The sequence below is a fragment of the Rhizobium sp. O111 genome (genome assembly GCF_055616315.1).
The window spans coordinates 1-23,897 of record NZ_JBSHXL010000002.1 but is presented as its reverse complement, the minus strand read 5'-3'; the positions used below and the strand labels follow the sequence as shown (position 1 = coordinate 23,897).

Annotated in this window: 12 protein-coding genes; 7 read left to right on the top strand and 5 right to left on the bottom strand. The window is 62.1% G+C overall.

Annotated elements, in window-relative coordinates:
* Window positions 1-53: 53 nt before the first annotated feature.
* Window positions 54-1,175 carry a mechanosensitive ion channel family protein gene (locus ACVTFQ_RS19875; protein ID WP_112435349.1) on the bottom strand — a complete coding sequence of 374 codons (1,122 nt, stop codon included), beginning with the start codon at window positions 1,173-1,175 and terminating at the stop codon, window positions 54-56.
* 748 nt (window positions 1,176-1,923) lie between these two features.
* On the opposite strand from ACVTFQ_RS19875, the gene ACVTFQ_RS19870 reads away from it, so the two are divergent.
* Window positions 1,924-8,931: a beta strand repeat-containing protein gene (locus tag ACVTFQ_RS19870; RefSeq protein WP_470423983.1), complete on the top strand. Its 7,008-nt coding sequence runs from the start codon at window positions 1,924-1,926 to the stop codon at window positions 8,929-8,931.
* A gap of 104 nt (window positions 8,932-9,035) precedes the next feature.
* Here the strand turns inward: ACVTFQ_RS19870 and ACVTFQ_RS19865 are convergent, their stop codons facing one another.
* A complete protein-coding gene (locus ACVTFQ_RS19865) occupies window positions 9,036-9,929 on the bottom strand; it encodes a LysR family transcriptional regulator (protein WP_470423982.1) in 894 nt (297 codons plus the stop codon).
* Between the two features lie 271 nt (window positions 9,930-10,200).
* Between ACVTFQ_RS19865 and ACVTFQ_RS19860 the strand changes: the two genes are divergently transcribed.
* From ACVTFQ_RS19860 to ACVTFQ_RS19835, 6 genes are all read left to right on the top strand, one after another.
* Window positions 10,201-11,445: a flavin monoamine oxidase family protein gene (locus ACVTFQ_RS19860; RefSeq protein ID WP_470423981.1), complete on the top strand. Its 1,245-nt coding sequence runs from the start codon at window positions 10,201-10,203 to the stop codon at window positions 11,443-11,445.
* 183 nt (window positions 11,446-11,628) lie between these two features.
* Window positions 11,629-12,198, top strand: coding sequence for a hypothetical protein (locus ACVTFQ_RS19855; protein ID WP_113177378.1), 570 nt, complete (start codon window positions 11,629-11,631; stop codon window positions 12,196-12,198).
* A 412-nt stretch (window positions 12,199-12,610) separates the two neighbouring features.
* Window positions 12,611-15,040 carry a glucose/quinate/shikimate family membrane-bound PQQ-dependent dehydrogenase gene (locus tag ACVTFQ_RS19850; protein ID WP_470423980.1) on the top strand — a complete coding sequence of 810 codons (2,430 nt, stop codon included), beginning with the start codon at window positions 12,611-12,613 and terminating at the stop codon, window positions 15,038-15,040.
* A 283-nt stretch (window positions 15,041-15,323) separates the two neighbouring features.
* Window positions 15,324-17,273, top strand: a complete 1,950-nt coding sequence (locus ACVTFQ_RS19845; protein ID WP_018896655.1) for a PrkA family serine protein kinase — start codon at window positions 15,324-15,326, stop codon at window positions 17,271-17,273.
* A gap of 37 nt (window positions 17,274-17,310) precedes the next feature.
* Window positions 17,311-18,630: a YeaH/YhbH family protein gene (locus ACVTFQ_RS19840; RefSeq protein WP_113177380.1), complete on the top strand. Its 1,320-nt coding sequence runs from the start codon at window positions 17,311-17,313 to the stop codon at window positions 18,628-18,630.
* 12 nt (window positions 18,631-18,642) lie between these two features.
* Window positions 18,643-20,181, top strand: coding sequence for a SpoVR family protein (locus tag ACVTFQ_RS19835; RefSeq protein ID WP_113177381.1), 1,539 nt, complete (start codon window positions 18,643-18,645; stop codon window positions 20,179-20,181).
* Window positions 20,182-20,215: 34 nt separating this feature from the next.
* Here ACVTFQ_RS19835 and repC read toward each other — a convergent pair whose 3' ends face one another.
* The 3 genes from repC to repA all read right to left on the bottom strand — a co-directional run.
* Complete coding sequence (gene repC / locus ACVTFQ_RS19830) at window positions 20,216-21,562, bottom strand: plasmid replication protein RepC (protein ID WP_470424168.1); 1,347 nt, start codon at window positions 21,560-21,562, stop codon at window positions 20,216-20,218.
* Between the two features lie 155 nt (window positions 21,563-21,717).
* Entirely contained in the window at window positions 21,718-22,722 is a 1,005-nt protein-coding gene (gene repB / locus ACVTFQ_RS19825) for a plasmid partitioning protein RepB (RefSeq protein ID WP_111560802.1), read from the bottom strand.
* On the bottom strand, window positions 22,719-23,897 hold a 1,179-nt coding region (repA, locus tag ACVTFQ_RS19820), incomplete at its 5' end, for a plasmid partitioning protein RepA (protein ID WP_470423979.1). The genes repA and repB, both read right to left, overlap by 4 nt.

Sequence of the window (23,897 nt, the reverse complement as noted above, 5' to 3'; positions counted from 1 at the left end):
GGCTGTCTTGCGGTTCCAGCGCCCGCTCATCTTCTTGGGATTGTCGCCGGCAATCAGGAGTGCGCCGAGGCTCGAACCGCGGCGTCGCCGCCCATCACGCCATTAAGGTTGGCGGCACCCTCGGCCCGCACGCGCGGCAAGCTCGCCGGATACTCCCGCTGCACGAAGTCGATGATCTTCTCGCGCATTTCGCAGCGCAGGTCGAAGGTCTTCGGCGCATTAGAGGCCGAGACGAGGATGCGGATCTCCATGACGTTTTCGCGGAAATCGGTGACCTGCACGGCGACCACCCGCTTGTCCCAGAGCTTGGAGGCGGCGGCGACTTCCTCGACTTTCGTGCGGATGACGGTAACAGGCACAGAATAGTCGAGGTAGATCATGACGGTCCCGATCAGCGCCGAGCTCTCGCGCGTCCAGTTCTGGAACGGGTTTTCGATGAAATAGCTGAGCGGCAGGATCAGCCGTCGCCAATCCCAGAGCTTGACCACGACATAAGTCGAGGTGATCTCCTCCACGTTGCCCCACTCGCCCTCGACGATCAGCGCATCGTCGATGCGGATCGGCTGCGTGATCGCAAGCTGTATGCCGGCGAATACATTCTTCAGCACCGGCTGCAGGGCGAGGCCGAGCACGATGCCGGCAACGCCGGCCGATGCGAGCAGGCTCACGCCATATTGCTGTACGGCCGGAAAGGTCATCAGTCCTGCGGCGATCGTGATCGCGACGATCATGAAGGCGGCGATGCGCTCGCCGATGCGTGATTGGGTGACGTGGGTGCGCGCTAGCAGATTGTCTTCAGCGTCGAGCTTGAAGCGGCGCAGATAGACCGTCATCCAGATGTGCAGCGTGGTCTTGCTGATCCAGCCGACGACGGCGATGAAGCCCAAGAGCAGGATATGGCGGATGAACTCCGCCTGCGGCGTCGTCAACGGCGCGATGGTGGCGCCGAGCGAGAGCGTCAGGGTGAGGATGCTTAGCCTCAGCGGCCGGCGACCGCGCGAAACCAGCGACCGCCAGAACAAATCCCGCGTTTCGACCACGCGGCTTAGAAAGCGAAAAGCGAGGCGATGGATCATCAGGCCCACGGCCAGTGCGGCGGCTAGCACACCGATGCTGACCAGCCACGCAGGCAACCATGCGGTTGCCTCCTGAAAGTCGAGAATGAAGCGTTCCATACGACATGAGCTAGAGTGCAATGCAGCATGGGAAAGGTCGGGCGGAGAAAATCAGGGTTTTCGTGACCGGTCGTGCTTGCGGGAAACATCGCGCTCCAGGCGAACGCGCGCCGGTCTCAACGTGAAGTCAGAGCCAGCGAAACCGTGCCCTGCCGCGTCGATCGATGCGGTGAAGCGCGATCGGCGTTGATCTGCCGCTGATCGTATCGAGCAGGCGGATGCTCTGTTTTCCGGCCACGAGCGCGAGAAATCGCGGGCAACCGCGAATCGTTCCGCCGCTATCGTTCTCGGTAAAAATGCAGGGCACGGAGAGAGCCGTCCCATACACGTTCATTCGTCCACTCTTTGGCATGCGCAAATCCTATCGCTTTGCGTCGCCGTGTAGTGGAGCCGTGATTCCTTCATATGACAATTGCGTGATAATTTTGGACATGTGTGAAATTGTCGGCGCCACGCGATTTCGCGGTCGCTGATAGTGCCCGCGCGAAGGCGCAGGACGACACCAGCTGCGGGCAAGGCCCGCGACTTAACCTTCTTCCCGGCAGCGGGCACGGCCCCTGTTTGGGGAGAGACCACCTGCAATTTCAGGTTCAGACAAGCCACACAACCTACCTTCGGCTCTTAGCTGCGCGGGCTTGGGTGACCGTTTCCTCATTCGGACCTTGGGCCGGAAGCCGCCTGCCGTTCGCTATCGGGGTTTCGACCTGGCTTTTTATTGACGCCATTTGAACATTTGGGATTGATGAGCATGACGACGGTTGCATCCACGCTGACGATAACGCAGATCAGATCCCTTTCGTCCGCGGCAGTCGCAGCATGGACAACCGACGACATCGCGTCGCTGTCCACGGCCCAGGTCAAGGCCCTGTCGTCCTCTCAGATCGCGGCGCTCGATGTCGAGGACGTCGAGGCGATGAACTCGCAGCAGCTCAGCGCGATTGCCAAGACCTCCATCGTCGGCTTCACCTTCGATCAGCTGCACGCGCTCAACAAATATGCCATCGAGAGCCTGACATCCGTCCAGGTCTCGGCGCTTACCACGTCGCAGTTGGGCGCGTTGACGACCGAGCAGTCGGAAGCGCTGACCCCGAACCAGATCAAGGCGCTGTCCACAGCGCAGCTCGCGGCACTCAGCCCCGAGGACATCGCGACCTTCTCGACAGCCGATATCGCCGCCATCACCAAGGCTATCCAGGGTCTCGGTACGGCTTCACTCGCGGCCCTGTCTCCCGATCAGATCGCGGCCTTGAACACAAGCGCCGTCGCGTCGCTTACGAGCAGCCAGGTCAGTGCATTGAGCGCCGATCAGGTCGAAGCGTTTTCGCCGTCGCAGATGGCGGCGATGACATCCTCGCAGCTGGCAGCACTCGGGCCTGATGACATCGCCATGCTGTCGCTCGAAGACATTGCGGCGATCAACACCAAGGCCATGAAGGGCCTGAACTTGTCTGCCCTGTCGCCTGACCAGATCTCGGCGATGACAACGGCTCAGGCAAACACGCTGACGACGGCGCAGCTCGCCTCGCTCGATGTCGGACAGATCGAAGCGCTCTCGCCGGGCCATATCGCCGCGCTCAGCTCCAGCGCGCTGGCGAGCCTCACAGCCGGACAGATCGAAGCGCTCAGCCCCGAGCAAATCGAAGCCTTCACGCCGCAGCAGGTGAAGGCACTCAGCTCCGACCAACTTGCCGTCCTCAACCCCGATGGCATTGCGGCGTTCTCGGTCGCCGATATCGCGGCCATCAGCAGCAGGGCAATCGCCGGCATTAGCCCCGATTCCATCGCGGCGCTGTCGACCGCGCAGATCGCCGCCCTCGGCACCGGTTCGATTGCCAGCCTGACGACCGGGCAGCTCGGGGCTCTGAACGACGAACAATTCCGGGCGCTGTCCTCGGTACAGGTGAAGGCGCTGAGCTCCGGGCAGCTCGCAGCGCTCGATGCCGCCGATATCGAAGCCTTCTCGACCGCCGCCATCGCCGCGATTTCCAGCCGCGCCATGTCGGGCCTGAGCACGGATGCGATCGGCGCGCTGTCGTCGGCCCAGATCGCCGCCATGTCCACCAGCCTGATCGCCAATCTCACCGGCAGCCAGCTCGAAGCATTGAGCGCCGACCAGATTGCGTCGTTCTCGACCAGCCAGATCACCTCGCTGGGCGCACAGATTGCTGGCTTCAGCACCGGGCAGCTGGAAGGTCTCTCGACCGGCAAGATCGCCGCGCTGAGCACGGCCGCGATCGCCAGCCTGACGACCGACCAGATCGACGCGCTGAGCGTGGAGCAGGCCGAGGCCTTGACGCCCGCGCAGGTCAAGGCGCTGAGCGCGGCGCAGATCGCGGCCTTCGGCGCCGACGATATCGCAGCCTTTTCGACAGCCGACATCGCCGCCATCACCAGCAAGGGCTTTACCGGGCTCAGCATGGATTCGCTCTCCACCGCGCAGATCGCGGCGCTGTCCACCGCGCAGATCGCGAACCTCGGAACGGACCAGCTGGCCGCCCTGACCACGGATCAAACCGAAGCGCTGTCGCCGACACAGGTGAAGGCGCTGAGTTCGGTTCAGCTCGCCGTGTTCGACGCCGAACACCTCGCCACCTTTTCGACCGACGATATCGCAGCGATCACCAGCAAGGCCGTTACCGGCCTGACCACCGATATCATCTCGACCTTCTCCACCGCCCAGATCGCGGCGCTAAACTCGACGACGATCCCGCGGCTCACAAGCATGCAGATCGCAGCACTCAGCACCGATCAGGTCGAGGCGCTGACGCCGGCACAGGTCGCGTCGCTGACCTCCGTACAGCTCGCCGCGATCGATGCCGATCATATGGCGACCTTCTCGACGGCCGATATCGCCGCGATCACCAGCAAGGCGATCCCCGGTCTGAGCACCGATATCATCGCAACCTTTTCCACCGGCCAGATAGCCTCGTTGACGACGGCGCAGGTGAGCGCGCTGAAGACGACGCAGCTCGCGGTTTTGAGCACCAGCCAGGTCGAGGCATTCACTCCGGCGCAGGTGGCATGGCTGAGTTCGCTGCAGCTCTCGGCGCTCGGCGAAGACGGCATCGCAACCTTCTCGACAGCCGATATCGCGGCACTCTCGAGCAAGGCAGTCCCCGGCCTAAACGTGTCCAGCCTGTCATCGGGCCAGATCGGAGCCTTCACGACCGCCCAGATCAGTGTGCTGAAGACGCTACAGATCTCCACGCTGGGCACAGACCAGGTCGCGGCCCTCTCCGCCGCCCAGATCGCCGCCTTGAGCACCACGTCGATCGCCAGCCTGACGACCGACCAGATCAACGCCCTTAACTCGGCGCAGGTCGAGGCTCTCTTGCCGCTCCAGGTCTTGTCGCTGACTTCGCTGCAGCTTGGCGCGCTGGACGCTAGCGATATCGCGACCTTCTCGACGGCCGATATCGCAGCTATCACCAACAAGGCACTGCCGGGCCTCAGCACGGATGTGCTGGCGACGCTGTCCACCGCCCAGATCGCGGCCATGAGCACGAGTGCGGTCGCAAGCCTGACGAGCGACCAGATCGGCGCTCTCAGCACCGCGCAGGTCGAAGCGCTATCGCCGGCGCAGGTGAAGGTTATGAGCTCGGCGCAGATGGCGGCGCTCGGCGCCGATGACATCGCGACCTTCTCCACCGCCGATATCGCCGCGATCACCAATAAGGCCATTTCGGGCCTCAGCGGCGACGCTATTGAAGGACTTACGAACGAGCAGATCGCAGCGCTCAACACCAGTGCCATCGCCAGCCTCACCAGCCTGCAGATCGGCGCGATGAGCACATCGCAGATCGAGACGCTGTCGCCCGTGCAGGTGGCGGCGCTGACGTCCCTTCAGTTCTCCGCGCTTTCTGCTGAGGACATCGCGACCTTCTCGACCGCCGATATCGCGGCAATCACCAACAAGGGCCTGCCCGGCCTCAGCGCCGATGCGGTCGCGGGCCTGACCACCGCGCAGATCGCGTTGTTGAGCACGAGTGCTTTGGCCAGTCTCACAAGCACCCAGGTCGCGGCACTCGGCACCGACCAGATCGCCAAGCTCTCCATCGTGCAGGTGAAGGCACTCACATCGGCGCAGGTCGCAGCAGTGGGCGACAATGTCGCCGTTCTCTCCACGGACCAGATCGCCGTCCTGACGCCATCGGGGATTACGGGCCTGACATCCGATCAGGTCGACGCGCTGAGCAGCGCGCAGCTGCATACGCTTAGCACCAGCCAGATCGCAGCGATGACCACCAAGCAGGTGGCGGGGCTCAGCACGGGCGACATGGCCGGACTGACCACACAGCAGCTGGCCGCCATGAGCTCGTCCGGCGTCTCCGGCCTGTCGACCAGCCAGGTCGCGGCCCTCAGCAACACACAAATCCTGGCGCTCTCGACCAAGCAGATGGCCACACTCAGCTCGTCTCAGATCGGCGCGCTGCGCACGGACGACATCGCGGCACTCTCGACAGCGCAGATCGCTGCTCTCTCGGTTGGTGGCATCACCGGACTGACCTCGCAGCAGCTGGCGGCACTTTCGACCGCGCAGGCGGAGGCGCTCACCAGCAACCAGGTCGGAACGCTGAATTCCAGCCAGCTATCGGTCCTCGGACCGGATGATGTCGTGACCTTCTCCACCAAGGATATCGCCGCGATCACATCAAGCGCGCTTGGCGGGATGTCGACGGACACGATCAGGGCGCTGACCACGGCACACATCGCCGCGCTGAGCAAGAATGCGATTGCGGGCCTCACCACCCAGCAGCTTGCGGCACTCAGCACCGCCCAGGCGGAAGCGCTAACCAGCAGCCAGATCAGCGGCCTGAGCTCCTCTCAGCTCGCCGCCCTCACCGCCGATGACATCGCGACCTTCTCGACCAAGGACATGGCCGCCATCGGCTCCGGCGCCATCGCCGGGCTGTCGACCGGCACGATCGCGGCGCTCTCGGCGAGCCAGATCGCGGCGCTGAACACGGCGGCGATCACGGGGATGACGACCGGCCAGATCGCGGCGCTGCGCACCGATCAGGTGGAAGCGCTGACGTCGGCGCAGATCGGAGCGCTGAGCTCGAAGCAGACGGCGGCTCTTAGCACCGACGATATCGCCATCCTGTCGGCGAAGAACATCGCCGCGATCAACTCCGGCGCCATCGCCGGCCTGTCGGCAGCCGCGCTCGCGACGCTGACGACAAGTCAGATCGCGGCGCTCAGCACCGCTGGCATCGCCGGTCTGACGGTCGATCTCATCAGCGCGCTCAGCAGCGACCAGATCGGCGCGCTGACCACGAGCCAGATCGCAGCCTTGAGCTCGCGACAGATCGGAGCGCTTGGCACCGACGACCTCGCATCGCTGACGACCGCCCAGGTCGCCGCATTGAGCACGGCCGGCTTACCCGGTCTCAGCAGCGACCAGATCGCGGCGTTGAGCACCGATCAGACCGAGGCCCTGACCAGCCTGCAGGTCGGCGCCTTGAACTCAAGGCAGATTGCCGCCCTGGGCACGGACGACCTCTCGCACTTCTCCACCGCCGACATCGCCGCCATCGGCTCGGGCGCGATCCTTGGCCTTTCGACCGCCGCGATCAGCGCGCTGTCGACGGCTCAGATCGTCGCCATGAGCTCGGCCGGAATTTCAGGTCTCTCCAGCGGCCAGATGGCCGCGCTCGGCTCCAACCAGGTGGAGGTACTGACAACAGCGCAGATCGGCGCGTTGAGCTCCAGGCAGGTCGGGGCGCTTGCCACCGACCGTATCGCGGCGCTTTCGATCGACCAGATCGCGGCCTTCGGCACCGCGGGGATCGCGGGCCTGACCAGCGATCAGATCGGCGCGCTCAGTGTGCGCCAGGTCGAGGCGTTCACCAGCGTTCAGGTGGGCGCGCTGAACTCGAAGCAGATCGCAGCACTCGGAACGGATGATCTCGACAGTTTCAGCACCGCCGATATGGCCGCGATCACCTCCAGCGCGATCGCGGGGATTTCGACATCGGCGATCGCCTCACTCTCGGGCGACCAGATCTCGGCCCTCAGCCCCACCGGCATTGCTGGCCTTACCAGCGACCAGATCGGCGCGCTGCGCACCAATCAGGTGGAAGCACTGACGACCGCCCAGGTCGGCGCGCTGACCTCCAAGCAGATCGCGGCGCTGAACACAGCCGACATCGGCGCGTTTTCGCCGGAACAGATCGCGGCGCTGAGCACGGCTGGCATAGCGGGCCTCTCGACTAGCCAGCTCGTCGGACTGCACAGCGACCAGATGGAGGCGCTGACCAGCAGCCAGATCGGCGCCCTCTCCTCACGACAGGTCGCGGTTCTGACGCCTGGCAATCTTGACGGCTTCACAACGGCTGAGATCGCGGCGATCAGTTCGTCCGCCATCTCCGGACTGTCGACCGCAGCCCTTGCCTCGCTCTCGCCAAGCCAGATCGCGGCGCTGAGCACCGCAGGCATTGCCGGCCTCAGCACGGACCAGATCGCGGCGCTCAGCGTCGACCAGGCTGAAGCGCTGACCAGCTTGCAAGTCGGCGCGCTGAGCTCCAAGCAGATCGCAGCACTCGGCACGGATGACCTCGACAGCTTCTCGACGGCCGATATCGCGGCGATCAGCTCGGCCGCCATCTCCGGATTGTCGCCGACGACGATCGCCTCGCTATCGGCCGAACAGATCGGCGCGCTGAGCACGGCGGGTATTGCCGGTCTCTCCACCGCCCAGATCGCGGCCCTGAGCACAAGCCAAGTCGAGATGCTGTCCACCGGCCAGATCGGCGCGCTGGGCTCGGCCCAGGTCGCGGCGCTCAGCACCGGCGACATTGCCGTGCTCTCGGTCGAGCAGGTGGCGGCGCTGAGCGCGCAGGGGATCGCCGGTCTCGGCAGCGCCCAGGCCGGTGCGCTGAATATCGACCAGATGGAAAGACTGTCGACAAGCCAGATCGCGGCGCTGAGTTCGGATGCCCTGAAGGGACTGACCTCGTCGAGCCTCGACGCGCTGACGCCCGCCAAGCTCGCGGCGATCAGCTCCGGCGCCATGAAGGGGCTGTCGACGGGCTTCATCGCGTCGCTGTCGACCGAAGAGATCGCGGCTTTTGGCAGTTCCGGGGTTTCCGGCCTGACCAGCGATCAGATCCACGCACTGAGCACGGATCAGTTCAGCACCTTCTCCACCAACCAGATCGCGGCCCTGAGCTCGACCGGGCTTGCCGGCTTGACGACTGACCAGCTGCAGACGCTGTCAACCGAAGAGTTCGCGGCGATTACGCCGACCTCGATCAAGGGACTGACGACAGCGCTGTTTTCGACCCTGCCGTCGAACGACATCGCTGCGCTGACCACGGGCCAGGTGGCGGCGCTCAGCTACAGCCAGGTCGTGGCGATGAGCACGGCGCAGATCGGTATGCTTTCGACGACCCAGATCGGCGCGCTCAACGTTGTTCAGGCCGCGGCTCTCGGTCCGGATGACCTCGCTGGCTTCTCACCCGAGAGCATCATCGCGCTGAGCTCCAGTGCGGTTTCGGGGCTCAGCACGAGAGCGCTCAGCGCGCTGACGGTGAGCCAGGCCGAAGCCTTCACGCCGGCGCAGATCAACGCAATGACCTCGGCCCAGGTGCAGGCGCTGACCAACGGCCCGCTCTCTGGCGCAAGCGCCGCCGCTGCGACCACGACCACGACCACGACCACGACACCATCGGCTACGACGGCCTCTGCCGCAACGCCATCGGACACGAGTGAGCAGGCTCAGGTTGCGTCGGTGATCATGTCCTATCTGGAATAGGGTCGACACGGCTCGAATGCGAATGCGGGCGCGGCGTTACTCGATGCCGCGCCGCCTGATTTCTTGCCGGAGCACCGCCATTGGGTAGGCGGCACCGCTGTGGATCAGCCGCGATACCGCAATGCGTCCACGAGGACAGCGAAGGCGGCGGATGGCTGGCGGCGGCTGGGGTAATAGAGGTGATAGCCGGCAAATGGCGGGCACCAGTCCTCCAGCACGCGCACAAGCCTGCCGTCAGCAAGATGCTCGGCCACCATATCCTCCATCACGAAGCAAAGGCCGAAGCCGGCGACAGCCGCACGAACGATCATGCGGACATTGTTGAAGGTAAGCTGGCCATCGACGCGAACTCTGACCTCGCGCCCGTGCTTTTCCAGCTCCCATGTATAGAGCCCGCCCGCGCTTAACAGGCGCAGGTTTATACAGGTGTGGTCGGCAAGATCCTGTGGCAGAACCGGCTTGGTTTTGCCATCGAAATAGGCCGGTGACGCAACCACGGCCATACGTAAGGCGGGACCAATGCGCGTCGCGATCATGTCCTTCGCCAACGCCTCTCCCAGCCGGACGCCCGCGTCGAACCGTTCGGTGACGATATCGATCAGGCCGGAATCAATGCTGAGCTCGACGTGAATGTCGGGATAGTCGACGAGCATTCGTTCGAGCGTCGGCCAGAGCACGGTGTTGGCCGCATGCTCGGACGTCGTGATGCGGATCGTTCCAGCCGGCCTTTCGCGCAGTTCGCTCAGCGAACCGAGCTCCGTGGCAATGCTATCCAGCGCGGGCCGCAACGTACCAAGCAGGCGCTCGCCTGCTTCCGTCGGCGCAAGGCTCCGTGTCGTGCGCGTGAGAAGCCGGACGCCTAACCTTGTCTCCAAACGCCTGATCGTGTGGCTGAGCGCCGATTGCGAGGTGCCAAGCTTGGCTGCGGCGCGCGTAAAGCTTTGCTCTTCCGCCACCATCAGGAAAGCATTCAGATCGACCAACTCTTCGCGCTGCATTCATGAACCCCGGACATAACTCCACCGACGTATAGCGCCGATCTCGCGGATTGTCTCGCTCGCTGAAAACGCAACCGGATAGCAGGGGAAGAACGAAGCACTGGGTGGTATTTCGCTTGACGAGAAATTCGATGCTCCGCACGATCCGGCACAGAGCCGCCGGCACCGTTGGGACATGACCGGAATTGATCGATGCGTTATTTTAGAGTTCATATTTACCGAGCCGTTTCATGCCCGGCTTGCCGCCAAGAGAACCACCTAGGCAATGTAGATGACCGAAGATCCTGATGTCGTAGTCGTTGGCGCCGGCGCCGCTGGCACAGGCGCTGCCCGCGGTCTCGTCGAAGCCGGGTTGAAGGTCTTGGTTCTGGAAGCCCTCCCCCGGACCGGTGGCCGCGCCTTCACACAACGAGCAGCAGGCAGTGTCGTCGATCTCGGCTGCGGCTGGCTGCACTCCGCCGACAGAAATCCCTGGGTCCGCTTGGCGGGCGAGATCGGCTTTGATGTCGATCGCGGACCGTCCGCCTGGGGCGATCAGTTCCGTGATCTGGGTTTTACCCAATCCGAACGAGATGATGCGTATCTGGCGTTTGAACGGTGGAGCGAGCGTGTTGCGACCAATCCTCCTCGCTCCGACGTCGCCGCCGACGCGATCGATCCGGCGGACGGGTGGACGAGTTATCTGCAGGCGCTGAGCGGCTACATCAGCGGAGACGAACTCCAGCGCATTTCCTGCAAGGACTACGCCGCCTACGACGAGGCCTCGACTGATCTCAACTGGCGTGTGCCCGCGGGCTACGGCACGCTTGTCAGCGCCGCAATGCCTGCCCAGGCGATCGTCAGCCTGTCCACGCCCATTGAGGCGATCGCGCTTGAGGGGCGGCGCATCGAGGTCAAGACAGCTTCAGGGGCGGTGCGCGCCAAAGCGGTGATCGTCACCACATCCACCAACGTATTGGCAGGAGATTCGATCCGCTGGCCATCCGCCTTGGACACCTGGCGGCAGGCGGCGCAGCGTCTGCCTCTCGGCTGGAACGAGAAACTGTTTTTCGAAATCACGGGATCGGCGCCCTTCGAGGATGAGACCCACCTCATCGGCGATCCCCGGGATGCATCGACCGGCAGCTACTATATTCGGCCGTTCGGCCAGCCCGTGATCGAGTGCTACCTGGGCGGTGCGGGCGCGCGCCTTGTGGCAGATGAGGGCTCTGAGGCTGTATTCGCCCGCGCGACGGATCAGCTCGTGCGTCTCTTCGGCGGCGACATCAGGCGCAATCTTCGTCCACTCATAGCGTCCGATTGGGCAAGAACGGCTTCGATCGGAGGCGCGTATAGCCACGCCCTGCCCGGCCAGGCCGACGCCCGTATCGCGCTTGCCAAACCCTTCGACGAGCGCGTTTTTTTCGCCGGCGAGGCCACCGACACGACCGATTTCTCGACCGCACACGGTGCGCTTCAAAGCGGGCAGCGCGCGGCGCGCGAAGTCATCGCAGCGCTTACTGCCATCCACTCGTAGCGCCGCGGGCCTACTCGATACCAACGGGCGGAGACGTGCCGATCGACACCCTGACACACAAGCAGGCAGTCGTGACGAGCGGGAAGCGCGGCGATTCACCGGTTTGAAACCTGTTCGTGCGACAAGGACGGTTCAAGGGCAACGCCCTGAAGGCCAAGCCGTGTTGCACTGAGGTACGGAAAAATGAGACCGTTCGCCGTTCTTTCCGCGAGAGTTGTTCTTGCTGCCGCTCTCTTCAGCGCCGCCGCTCCGCTGGTTGCCAACGGCACCGAGGAATGGATCGGATCGTCCCGCCAATGGTCGATCGGTTATGTCCATAATGGCGGCGAGCCCTATTGCGCGCTGGTTTGGGACAGCATGACGGGAAAGACCGTCGAATTCCGCGAAAGCCTCAAGGATGCCTCCTGGATCATCAAGAACGATGCATGGTCGCTCCCGGAGCACCTTTCCACACAGGTTTCGGTAACAGGCAAGAGCAACAGCATGGAGGTGCCCGCCATCGGCGCCGACAGCAAGAGCCTGCGTGTCTGGAGCCTGCCTGGGAATTCTAACGCGGGCGGTGTTCAGGGCATTATTCGCGCCGCACTCAGCGGAATGGCTGACATCAATGTCTCGTTCCAGGGCAATGAGCCCGATTGGGTCATTCCGACGTCGCGCATTTATCCCATGCATGCCACCTATGCCGGCTGCATCGAACGGCTGTCGAACAAGAAGCCGGTGAAGATCGAAAGCGCCACGACGAACCCGTTCTGAAACGTTGAGTGCCAGGAATCAGGCAGCCTCTTCCAGCGCAGAATCCCAGCCCGCGACACCCTCGCCGCTCGTTATTCATCCGTCTAAAATAGCACTTGCCACCATGCAGCCGCTGGCGATATATCCAGCGCAGGGTTGGAGACGTTAAGGTGCTGTCTCCCTCCGTCGGTGCCTGACGCGTGAATCTTCGAACCACGTAGGACGAGCCTGATGGACTTTTGCAGATTTCCCGGATTGGCGCCGAATGCGCCGCTTTTCGTAGATCATGGTTCGCCTGCCTGCATGCGCTCGAAACTGCCACTTTTCGCCTGCTGTCGTTAAGACAGCTAACCGAACGGCGGACGAGCGCGGCGAGCATTTCGCGTTGCGGGCTTTCCATTCTCGTTTGCCGGATATGCAATGAGGCTATTCAATGGATAAATCACCGAACCCACCGGCGCTGTTAGGTCGCCTGTGGCTGGTCTTGCTCGGCGCGATCGTCACGCTCGCCGGGCTGTTTTTCGCGGTCGGCGGCGGCAAGCTCGTCTCGCTGGGCGGCAGCTGGTACTTCCTGCTTGCCGGCATCGGACTTGTGATCGCTGGCCTGCTCATCATCCGGCGCAAGCCGCTGGGCGCCCTGCTCTTCGGGCTCGTCTTCGTGCTCTCGGCCATCTGGGCCATCTGGGACGCCGGCTTTGAGTTCTGGCCGCTGATCTCGCGACTGCTGGCGATTGCCGTCGGCTCCATCGTCGTTGCGCTCTCCTTCCCGCTGCTGCGTCGCTCGGCTGGCCGCACGCCCGCTTACGGCGCTTCGTTCGGCCTTGCTCTGATCATCGCGATCGGCACCGGCGCAGCCTTCTACGGCATGTTCATCCCGCATCCGCCGGTCGTGGCCAGCGGCGCCGGCCCGGCCCGCACGCCGGTCGATCCCGCTCGCGAACAGAAGAACTGGGAAGCCTATGGCAACACCTCGGGCGGCAGCCGCTTCGCCGCGCTCGACCAGATCAACCTCGACAATGTCGGCGATCTGAAGGTTGCGTGGGAATACCACACCGGCGACACGCCGATCAGCCCCGGCGCCAACGGCGCGGAAGACCAGGAAACCCCGCTGCAGGTCGGCGACCGCGTGTTCGTGTGCACCCCGCACAACAACGTCATCTCGATCGATGCCGATACTGGCAAGGAAATCTGGAAGGCCGAGATCAACGCCAAGTCGTCCGTCTGGATGCGCTGCCGTGGTCTCGCTTACTTCGATTCGACGCGTGCGCTCGAACAGCCTTCGGCACCGAACTCCACGCCGGTCACCGCGGTTAACGTCTCACCCGGCGCGCTTTGCGAACGCCGCATCCTGATGAACACGATCACCGCCGAGCTGATCGCGCTCGACGCCGACACCGGCGCGTTCTGCCCTGACTTCGGCACCAACGGCCGCGTCGACCTGAAGGTCGGCATGGGCCAGGCGGCTGATCCGAGCTACGTTCTGACCTCGGCGCCGACGCTTGCCGGCACCACGGTCGTGGTCGGCGGCCGCGTTGCCGATAACGTCAGCACCGACATGCCTGGTGGCGTCATGCGCGGCTTCGATGTCGTGACCGGCCAGCTGCGTTGGGCATTCGACCCGGGCAACCCCAACATCACGCTCCTGCCGCCTCCGGGCGAAAGCTACACGCGTTCGACCCCGAACGTATGGGCGTCGATGTCCTATGATCCGGCTTCCAACACCGTCTTCATGCCTGTTGGTAGCCCGTCGGTCGACCTTTACGGCGCGACCCGCACCGATCTCGACCACAAGTACGGCGCCTCGATGCTGGCGCTCGATGCCACCACCGGCCGTGAGAAGTGGGTCTACCAGACCGTTCACAACGACCTGTGGGACTTCGACGTTCCGATGCAGCCTTCGTTCATCGACTTCCCGAAGGCCGACGGCACGACGGTTCCTGCTCTGGTGTTCGGCACCAAGGCCGGCCAGCTCTATGTGCTCGATCGCGCAACCGGTCAGCCGCTGACCAAGGTCGACGATGTTCCGGTGAAGCCGGGCAACATCCCGAACGAGCCGTACTCGCCCACGCAGAAGCTCTCCGTCGGCATGCCGCAGATCGGCGCCAAGACGCTGACCGAAAGCGACATGTGGGGTGCGACGCCGTTTGACCAGCTGCTGTGCCGCATCGCCTTCAAGGGCATGCGCTACGATGGCGTCTACACGGTTCCGGGCACCGACCTCGCGCTCAACTTCCCGGGCTCGCTGGGTGGCATGAACTGGGGCGGTCTTTCGACCGACCCGAACTCCAACTACATCTTCGTCAACGACATGCGCCTCGGCCTGTGGATCCAGATGAAGGAAGCCGCACCGACCAAGGCCGTCAACAGCGGTGGCGAATCCGTCAACACCGGCATGGGCCTCGTGCCGATGAAGGGCACGCCTTACGCGGTCGACAAGAACCGCTTCCTGTCGGCGCTCGGCATTCCCTGCCAGGCTCCGCCCTTCGGCAGCCTGACGGCAATCGACATGAAGACGCAGAAAATCGCCTGGCAGGTTCCTGTCGGCACCGTCGAAGATACCGGCCCGCTCGGTATCAAGATGGGTCTGCCGATCCCGATCGGCATGCCGACGCTCGGTGGCACGCTCGCCACCCAGGGCGGCCTGATCTTCATCGCCGGTACGCAGGACTTCTACCTGCGCGCCTTCAGCACGGCGACCGGCAAGGAAGTCTGGAAGGCCCGTCTGCCCGTCGGTAGCCAGGGCGGCCCGATGACCTACAAGTCGCCGAAGACAGGCAAGCAGTACGTCATCATCTCGGCCGGCGGCGCACGCCAGTCGGATATCCGTGGCGACTACGTCATCGCCTACGCTCTGCCGAACTAAACGTCAGCGCAAAGCAACAGAAAGGGGCCCTTCAGCGGCCCCTTTTTTGTGCATGGACGAGATTTGTCACATATCGTGCAAAAAAGAGTGAAAACCTATCTGCGCCCTTGGCGATCTGCCGCGTCGGCTGCATAATGTGAGTCTGACGAGTATCGCGGCTATCGGCTACAGACTGTCCCGAACTTCGTAAGCGCATTGTAATAAAATAGTCTGACGCGTTCTTATATCGCGAGCCGACACGTAGCGATCCCGTCCTCATTCAACCGGCCGCGGGAGAGCAAAGATGCAGAAGAGCGAAAGCGACGTATTCGATCTGTTTTCGGAGATCTATACGAACGCCGCGCAAGAAGAGCTAAGTCTCCAGGAATACCTCCTGGCCTGCCGTGATGACAAACGACTATATGCCACCGCGCAGGAACGCATGGTGGAAGCCATTGGCGAACCTAAACTAATCGACACCAGCGCCGATGAGCGATTAGGCCGCATATTCTCCAACCGCACCGTCAAGATTTATCCCGCCTTTGCCGATTTCTATGGAATGGAAGACACGATCGAGCGGATCGTCGGCTATTTCAGATATGCCGCGCAGGGTCTCGAAGAGCGCAAGCAGATTCTCTATCTCCTCGGCCCGGTAGGCGGCGGCAAGTCGTCTCTCGCCGAACGGCTGAAGAAGCTGATGGAGCGTTTCCCGATCTATACGCTGGCGATCGACGGACAGGTGAGCCCGGTCTTCGAATCACCGCTGGGTCTCTTCCAGCCGGAGCGCATGTCCGATCTCCTGGAAGACAAGTACGGAATTGCCAGACGCCGCCTCACCGGGCTGATTTCCCCCTGGGCCACCAAGCGGCTCGACGAGATCGGCGGCGATATCTCGCGCTTCAGCGTCGTGAAGCTGATGCCATCGAGGCTTCGCCAGATCGCCATCGCCAAGACCGAACCGGGTGACGAGAACAATCAGGACGTCTCGGCGCTGGTCGGCAAGGTCGATATCCGCCAGCTGGAGAACTACAGCCAGGCCGATCCCGACGCTTACTCCTACAGCGGCGGCCTCAACCGCACGACGCAGGGGTTGCTCGAATTCGTCGAAATGTTCAAGGCGCCAATCAAGGTGCTGCACCCGCTGCTGACGGCAACGCAGGAGGGCAGCTATAACGGCACCGAAAACTTCGGCGCCTTCCCCTATCAGGGCATCGTGGTTGCCCACTCCAACGAATCCGAGTGGCAGCAATTCAAGAACAACCGCAACAACGAGGCCTTCCTCGACCGCATTCTGGTGGTCAAGGTGCCCTATTGCCTGCGCGTGACCGAGGAGCGGCAGATCTACGAGAAGCTGCTGCGCGAAAGCGAGCTCGCCAAGAGCGCCTGCGCGCCGGAGGTTCTGGAAAATCTGAGCCGCTTCACGGTGGCCACTCGCCTCATCCGTCACGAAAACTCACCGCTCTACACCAAGATGCGCGTCTATGACGGCGAGAACCTGAAGGACACCGATCCCAAGGCCAAGTCCGTGCAGGAATATCGCGATGTCGCCGGCGTCGACGAGGGCATGAACGGCATCAGCACCCGCTTTGCCTTCAAGGTGCTGTCGGAGACCTTCAACTACGACACCAAGGAGGTCGCCGCCGATCCCGTGCACCTGATGTATATCCTCGAGCAGGCGATCAAGCGCGAGCAGTTTCCGAAGGAAATGGAGGCCAGTTACCTCGACTTCATCAAATCGGAGATCGCCACCCGCTATGCCGAGTTCATCGGTCACGAGATCCAGAAGGCCTATCTGGAATCCTATAGCGAATATGGCCAAAACCTCTTCGACCGCTACATATCCTATGCGGATGCCTGGCTGGAGGACCAGGATTTCAAGGATGCCGATACCGGGCAGATCCTGAACCGCGAAATCCTGGACAGCGAGCTCTCGCAGATCGAAAAGCCTGCCGGCATCGCCAATCCCAAGGATTTCCGCAACGAAGTGGTGAAGTTCACGCTGCGGGCAAGGGCGCGCAATGGCGGCCGCAATCCGGCATGGACAAGCTACGAGAAACTGCGCGAGGTGATCGAAAAGCGGATGTTCGGTCAGGTCGAGGATCTGCTGCCCGTCATCAGCTTCGGCTCCAAGAAGGACAGCTCGACCGAGAAGCAGCATGACGAATTCGTTCAGCGGATGATCGAGCGTGGCTACACCGCGCGCCAGGTCCGCCGCCTGGTCGATTGGTACATGCGGGTGAACAAGGCCGGTTGACGATGCCAAAACCGGAGCCAAAGCGAGGGATTGGCGCATGCCGAATTTCATCGACCGCCGGCTTAACCCGAAGGACAAGAGCCTCGGCAACCGGCAACGATTCCTGAAACGCGCCCGCGATGAGCTGAAGCGGGCGATCAAGGATCAGATCAAATCCGACAAGATAGCGGATGTCGACACCGCCCATGGTGTTCCGATGCCCGCGCGCGGCGCCGGCGAGCCGAGCTTCCGCCCCTCCTCTACATCCGGCAACCGGGAACATGTGCTGCCGGGAAACAAGGAGTTTTCCGCCGGCGATCGTATCTCGAAGCCCGATGGTGGAGCGGGCGGCGGAGGTGGACATGGCGCGGGCGGCGGCGGAAGTGATGACGATTTTCAGTTCATCCTGTCGCGCGAAGAGGTGCTCGATCTTTTCTTCGAAGACCTCGAACTGCCCGATCTGGTCAAGCTGAGCCTCAAGGAAACGGTGACCTTCAAGCCGCAACGCGTCGGCTTCACCACCTCGGGCTCTCCCACCAACATCAATATCGGCCGCACGATGCGCAACAGCTTCGGCCGGCGCATGGCCCTGCAGCGGCCGAGCGAGCGGCAAGTGAAGCTGATCACCGACGAGATCGCCGCTCTCGAAGCCGAGACGCCGCTCTCGGCCGAGACCCGCCGCAAACTGACGGCTCTGCGCGAAGACCTGGCAACGCTTGAGCGCCGGCGCCGGCGGATTTCCTATGTCGATCCCGTCGATGTTCGCTTCAACCGCTTCGAGCGCCAGCCGGTGCCGAACGCCAACGCCGTAATGTTCTGCCTGATGGACGTCTCGGCCTCGATGGGCGAGCGCGAGAAGGATCTCGCCAAGCGCTTCTTCGTGCTGCTGCACCTCTTTCTCAAGCGCCGTTACGGCCGGATCGACATCATCTTCATCCGGCACACCGACGAGGCGCATGAGGTCGACGAAGAGACCTTCTTCTACAGCAAGCAGAGCGGCGGCACGGTGGTCTCGACAGCTCTCGAGGAGATGCAGCGGATCATCGAGGCGCGCTATCCGGCCGACATGTGGAACATCTACGCGGCGCAGGCTTCTGACGGCGACAACAGCAGCGGCGATTCCGAGCGATGTGCGGCGCTCCTGCGCGGCGACCTGATGCGGCTTTGCCAATATTACGCTTACGTTGAAATCATCGACGAACGCGAGACCGAGATATTCGGCGCCACCGACAACGGCACTTCGCTATGGCGCGCCTACCGCACGGTCGATGGCGAGGTCCCCAACTTCCACATGGCCCGCATCGCAAGACCCGGCAACATCTACCCGGTCTTCCGCAAGCTCTTCAGCCGCAAAGCCGGCGCGCGTACGCATAACTGAGGGAAGACCGATATGGCGAAGCGAGCGGAGAGTTCCGAGCTGCTGTTTGAAGGCTCCGACTGGAATTTCGGAACACTATCGATCGTCCACGACGCCATCCAGGATATCGCGATCGGCGAGATGGGGCTGGATATCTATCCGAACCAGCTGGAGATCATCTCGTCGGAACAGATGCTTGATGCCTATTCCTCGGTCGGCATGCCGCTGATGTATCAGCACTGGTCCTTCGGCAAGCGCTTCATTTACGAGGACAGCCTCTATCGCAAGGGCCACCGGGGGCTCGCCTATGAGATCGTCATCAATTCCAACCCCTGCATCGCCTATCTGATGGAAGAAAACACGATGGCCATGCAGACGCTGGTCATCGCCCACGCCTCCTTCGGCCACAACCACTTCTTCAAGAACAACTATCTGTTTCGCCAATGGACGGATGCTGGCGCCATTCTCGGCTACATGGACTTCGCCAAGAAATACATCGCCAAATGCGAGGAGCGGCACGGCACTGAGGCGGTCGAGGCGATCCTCGATTCCGCCCACGCGCTGATGGACAATGGCGTCTTCCGCTATCGCCGCCCTCCCCGCCTCTCCTCCGAGAAGGTGCGCGAGCGGGCGCGTGAACGATTGGAATATGAGGAGCAGACCTATAGCGACCTATGGCGCACCCTGCCCTCTTCCGTCGATAGCCGCGATCCACACGAGGCGGAGCGCAATGCCTCCGAACGCAAGAAGGCGCTCAACCTGCCGGAGGAAAACCTTCTCTATTTCATCGAGAAGCACAGCCTGATCCTGGAGCCATGGCAGCGCGAAATCCTCAGGATCGTGCGCATCATCGCCCAATATTTCTACCCGCAGCGCCAAACCAAGGTGATGAACGAGGGATGCGCGACCTACGTGCACTACACGATCATCAATCGCCTGTTCGACCAGGGCAAGATCAGCGAAGGCAACATGCTGGAGCTCTTGAGCAGCCATTCCAACGTCGTCTTCCAGCCGGGCTTCGACGATCCCCGCTTCTCGGGCATCAACCCCTACGCGCTCGGTTTCGCGATGATGCAGGATATCGAGCGCATCTGCACCAATCCGACCGACGAGGACCGGAACTGGTTTCCCTCCATGGCCGGCAACAACGATCCGATGGGTACGCTGCGCGACGCATGGGCGAACCACCGCGATGAATCCTTTATCCTGCAATATCTGAGCCCAGCCGTGATCCGCAAATTCCGGCTCTTCAGACTGTCCGACATGGCGGCTGACAAGTTCTGCGAGGTTTCCTCGATCCACAACGAGCGCGGCTACGCAGAGATCCGCTCGGCTCTCGCCCGCAGCTACGATGTCAGCGCCAAGCAGCCCGATATCCAGGTCGTCGACGTCGATCTCCTCGGCGACCGCCGGCTTCGGCTGAAGCACACGGTCAATGACGGCCTGCTTCTCGAAGAGACCAGCCGGAACGAAACTCTAACCCATATCCGTCACCTCTGGGGATATGAGGTCAGCCTCTCCGGCGTCGATGGCGCGACCGGCAACGTTCTTTACGATCATTCGACCGGATAATCGCGAAGACGACGGACCAGAGGCCCCTCTCCTGTCAGCTCTGCAGCGCGATAGGCCCTCCATTGCTTCTGACGAGCGACATCAGCATCGGTCCGATCGCGAACTCACCCTTCTCCGTACGCCGCGTCAGGTCTCGCAGGTAGCCGCCCGCTGAGTTGATCTTGGTGGCGCGCTGGAGAATGCAGGCGATGACAGTCGCGGCGTTGTCGTAGCCCATGATGGTGCAGGCGTCGTGATAGGCCGACGGTGTGACCCCCAGCATCGATTTGACGACGGATGCGGCACTGATGAGATCCCGCCAGCTTCGAATGCCGCCACCGGGCCCATAGGCCGCGATATCAGGGCATGCCTGCAGCACGAGGCTCAGCGGTAAGGATTTCAGTTCCGAACCTTGGTTATCCCCAGCCTTTGATTCGACCGTCAAAGCTCTGTCATGGGAGACAATCATCTTAGGCTCAGGCAGGGACGGATTGATGACAACAGCAGGCGTTCGAGGAGACGCATTGTCCGCATCCTCTCGATCTTGCGCGAGGTTATGTCCATCCGCGCTTTGCCCGTTCTCGATTTGAGGAGGCGCTTCAGAATCAAGAATAGATTCGGAATTGGAATTCTGTATGTGGCGCTCATTTTGATAGGGATTGGCGCTCAAATTTTGCAATTTTAGTTGTAGATCCAGATGGTTAAGCACTTTCAGGCGCAAACGTTCGATCAGATCGCAAACAACCTCCAGCTCGGTGGTCGTTGGAGCGCGCGGAACGCTTTCGACAATGTCGCGAAAGTCGTTGAAGGTCTCGGCCCACTCACCCGGAACCTGGTCGGCGATCGCAGCTTCGATCAGCTTGGCGATATCCCGGCGAAACAGGCTGATCTGCTCGCGCAGATGCTGGACGTACAATTTCTCCGCCACGACCTTTGCCGCGAGATGCTCAATCTCCTCGGCGCGGGCAAGCAGAGGCGCAAGCGAAAAGCCGAACGCATCGCGAATGGAGCCGGAGCGGTCCTTGCGCGCATAACGCTTTCCGTTCGGGCTGTCCTTGCGGGTCAGCAGGCCGGCATCGACAAGCGCTGCAAGATGGCGACGGATGGTTTGTTCGGCCATACCGTGAGAGCGCAGGGACAGCTGGGCATTGGAGGGAAACACCACCAGCCCGCTTTCTTCCGACAGTTCGTTCTGCGGATAGAAGCTCAGAAGCGCGTTCAAGACGGCGAGCGCACGATCGGTCACACCGAGCAAGGGCTTGGCCTCGCACAGCGAACGATAGAGCTTCCACTTATCGATCGAAGATCCCGGCTTGATCTGCTGGGCTCTGACCTGATTTGCGAGCATGCCAAGCGACATCGCTCGCCGCCCAAAGGGCGTCGTTACAAATTGGCCTTCCATCACCTTCACCTTTTCCAAGGCAAAAGAAGTTCGTCCACCAAAACGGTGCCAAAGATGCTTGACAGTGATTCGAGGAAGTGCGATTCTCTAGCTGCTAAACCAATGAGAAGAGCTTCCGCGACGGCAACGTCCGGGGGCTTTTTTCTTTTGCGGCGTTATCCTTTGCTCTTGTTGTCTACGGACTGCAGGAATTCGCCGTGAAGCGTCTCCATGCGATCATTCAGAAAATCGACGAAACTGGTCGGCACCGCCTTGGTGAAGCTGATGCGCGGACCTGATTTCGGGTAACTGACGGTGGCCAGAAGAAAGCCGTTGGCACGGATCTCGGCTGTTTGCGGTGTCTCTGTAACGGCAGGCTTGGCGGCAGCGGTCTTGAGGGCCGCAAGTGCCAGAGCGAAGCGATCGGTCTCCGAGCTGCGTTTGACCTCCGAGAGGGCCTCTTCCACGCATTCGGCGGCATCGGGACGCGCCACGAAGATATCGACGAACTCGATCCAGCGGCGACGACCGATATCCGGCGCCGAGCCGATGACAAGCATGGTGGTGCGCGGAACGGCCGATGCGATGCGCAACATTTCCGAGATATGCGACTTGCCGGTTGCCAGCGACGCCGAAATGATGTCGCGCTTGTATCCTGCCTGTTCCTGAGACAGCGCGAAGGCACATTTCTCGATGAAGGACAGATCGTTGCGGTTGGCGTTTTCTTCGCCCTGGAAGACGATCGCTTCTTCGTCCGTGAGCTCACGAACGATGGCGCGGAACTTCAGGCCGAGTTTCTTGGCGGCTGCCAGGCGGCGGCGACCGAAGACGATCTGGTACGGCTTGGGGCCATTCTTGAACGGACGGATCAGGCCCGGCACGATCTGGCCGCGCTCGCTGATCGATGCGGCGATATCCTCGATGGCGCTATCGTCATAAGCACCGTCGAAGCGATCGGGAATGGTTGAGGGTGCGACGTCATCGGGATCGACGTCGACGATATGGTCGCCATCCTTCAGTAGACGATCGAGAACCTCGCCCTTCTCCTGAATCTGGCGCACGCCGGCAGCGACCTTCAAAAGGTGCGGCGAAGTTGTCTTGGTCTGTGGCGGTGTCGCCGATGGCTGGTCGAGCTGACCGAGCACATTGGCGAACATGCCTCGCGAATCCTTGCGGCTCATTCACGCCCCCATGCATTCCAGAGTAGCTTTTCGATCTCGGCGTTCGAGGCGTTGATCGATTCCATGGCACGGTCGTAGGTCTTCGGTGCGGAGAACCTGGAGCGCTGCACTTCGTAAAGGCTCTGCTTCCAGGTCAGCGCATCGGCAACGGCCGTGGATTTCGTCACCATGTTCAGCAAGAGATCATCGCCGAAGACCTGACGCATCAGTGCGGTCATGTTGGCCTGCGGGTGATCGTTGGCTTCGAACTTGGTGACGAGAAACTTTGCGAAATCCCACTGCGCCGAAGCGCCCATGTCGCTCAGGATCTGCATGTAGGAGGATGCGAGCTCCAGGAACTTGCCGGTGGAATCGACGTCCAGCATATGCGCTGGCACCGGAATGATGACGGCGGTAGCAGCGGTCAGCGACGACAGCGTCAGGAAGTTCAGCGACGGCGCGGAATCCATGAGGATCACGTCATAGTCGTCGGCAACCTGCTCGAGCGCCTGCGAGACACGCAGCAGGAAGCTGGTGCCACCGCTCTTGCGCATCTCGAGAGCAACCGCGGTTTCGAACTCGGTGAGGTCGAGACCTGCGCAGATCACGTCGAAGCCGGTGATGTGGGTCTGGTGAATAAGCGAACGCGTCGGCTTTGGATCCTCGAAGCGGATCGCGGCATAGAGCGTTTCGTCTTCGCGCGGATTGAAATCCGCAAGGTTCCCGTGGAGGCTGGTCAGCGATGCCTGCGGGTCGAGATCGACGGCCAGCACGCGGTAGCCCTTGAGGGCGAGATAGTGGCCGAGGTGGATCGTGGTCGAGGTCTTGCTCGATCCGCCCTTGAAGTTGGTGACGGCGAGAACTTGGCAGGCTTCGCCATTGACGCGCCGCGGGTTCATCCACTTCTTGCGGCCCTTCTCGGCGAGCGTCATGCGCAGTTCGAGTATCTGTTCCAGAGAATACATGCGGCGGCCATTGGCCGTTGTCTCCGGCGCGGGCCCTTTTTCCTTCACGACGATCTGGCGGATATAGGCTTCGGAGACATCAAGAAGCGATGCGACTTCCGACGACGTGAACTTCCGCAGCTCTCTGCGGGCGTCAGGTGGATATTGTGCCATCGATAGGTTTTGCAGAGCCAGTTCCAACTTCGTGGAAAAGCTCTGCATGAAGTCGAGGCTGCTCAAGTGCCGGTTCAC

What these genes read in the sequence shown, in the direction of transcription:
- ACVTFQ_RS19870 (WP_470423983.1), top strand. Translation starts at nt 1,924, where the DNA reads ATGACGACGGTTGCATCCACGCTGACGATAACGCAGATCAGATCCCTT.
- ACVTFQ_RS19865 (WP_470423982.1), bottom strand. Translation starts at nt 9,929, where the DNA reads ATGCAGCGCGAAGAGTTGGTCGATCTGAATGCTTTCCTGATGGTGGCG.
- ACVTFQ_RS19840 (WP_113177380.1), top strand. Translation starts at nt 17,311, where the DNA reads ATGCCGAATTTCATCGACCGCCGGCTTAACCCGAAGGACAAGAGCCTC.
- ACVTFQ_RS19835 (WP_113177381.1), top strand. Translation starts at nt 18,643, where the DNA reads ATGGCGAAGCGAGCGGAGAGTTCCGAGCTGCTGTTTGAAGGCTCCGAC.
- repB (WP_111560802.1), bottom strand. Translation starts at nt 22,722, where the DNA reads ATGAGCCGCAAGGATTCGCGAGGCATGTTCGCCAATGTGCTCGGTCAG.
- ACVTFQ_RS19855 (WP_113177378.1), top strand. Translation starts at nt 11,629, where the DNA reads ATGAGACCGTTCGCCGTTCTTTCCGCGAGAGTTGTTCTTGCTGCCGCT.
- ACVTFQ_RS19875 (WP_112435349.1), bottom strand. Translation starts at nt 1,175, where the DNA reads ATGGAACGCTTCATTCTCGACTTTCAGGAGGCAACCGCATGGTTGCCT.
- ACVTFQ_RS19850 (WP_470423980.1), top strand. Translation starts at nt 12,611, where the DNA reads ATGGATAAATCACCGAACCCACCGGCGCTGTTAGGTCGCCTGTGGCTG.
- ACVTFQ_RS19860 (WP_470423981.1), top strand. Translation starts at nt 10,201, where the DNA reads ATGACCGAAGATCCTGATGTCGTAGTCGTTGGCGCCGGCGCCGCTGGC.
- repC (WP_470424168.1), bottom strand. Translation starts at nt 21,562, where the DNA reads ATGGAAGGCCAATTTGTAACGACGCCCTTTGGGCGGCGAGCGATGTCG.
- ACVTFQ_RS19845 (WP_018896655.1), top strand. Translation starts at nt 15,324, where the DNA reads ATGCAGAAGAGCGAAAGCGACGTATTCGATCTGTTTTCGGAGATCTAT.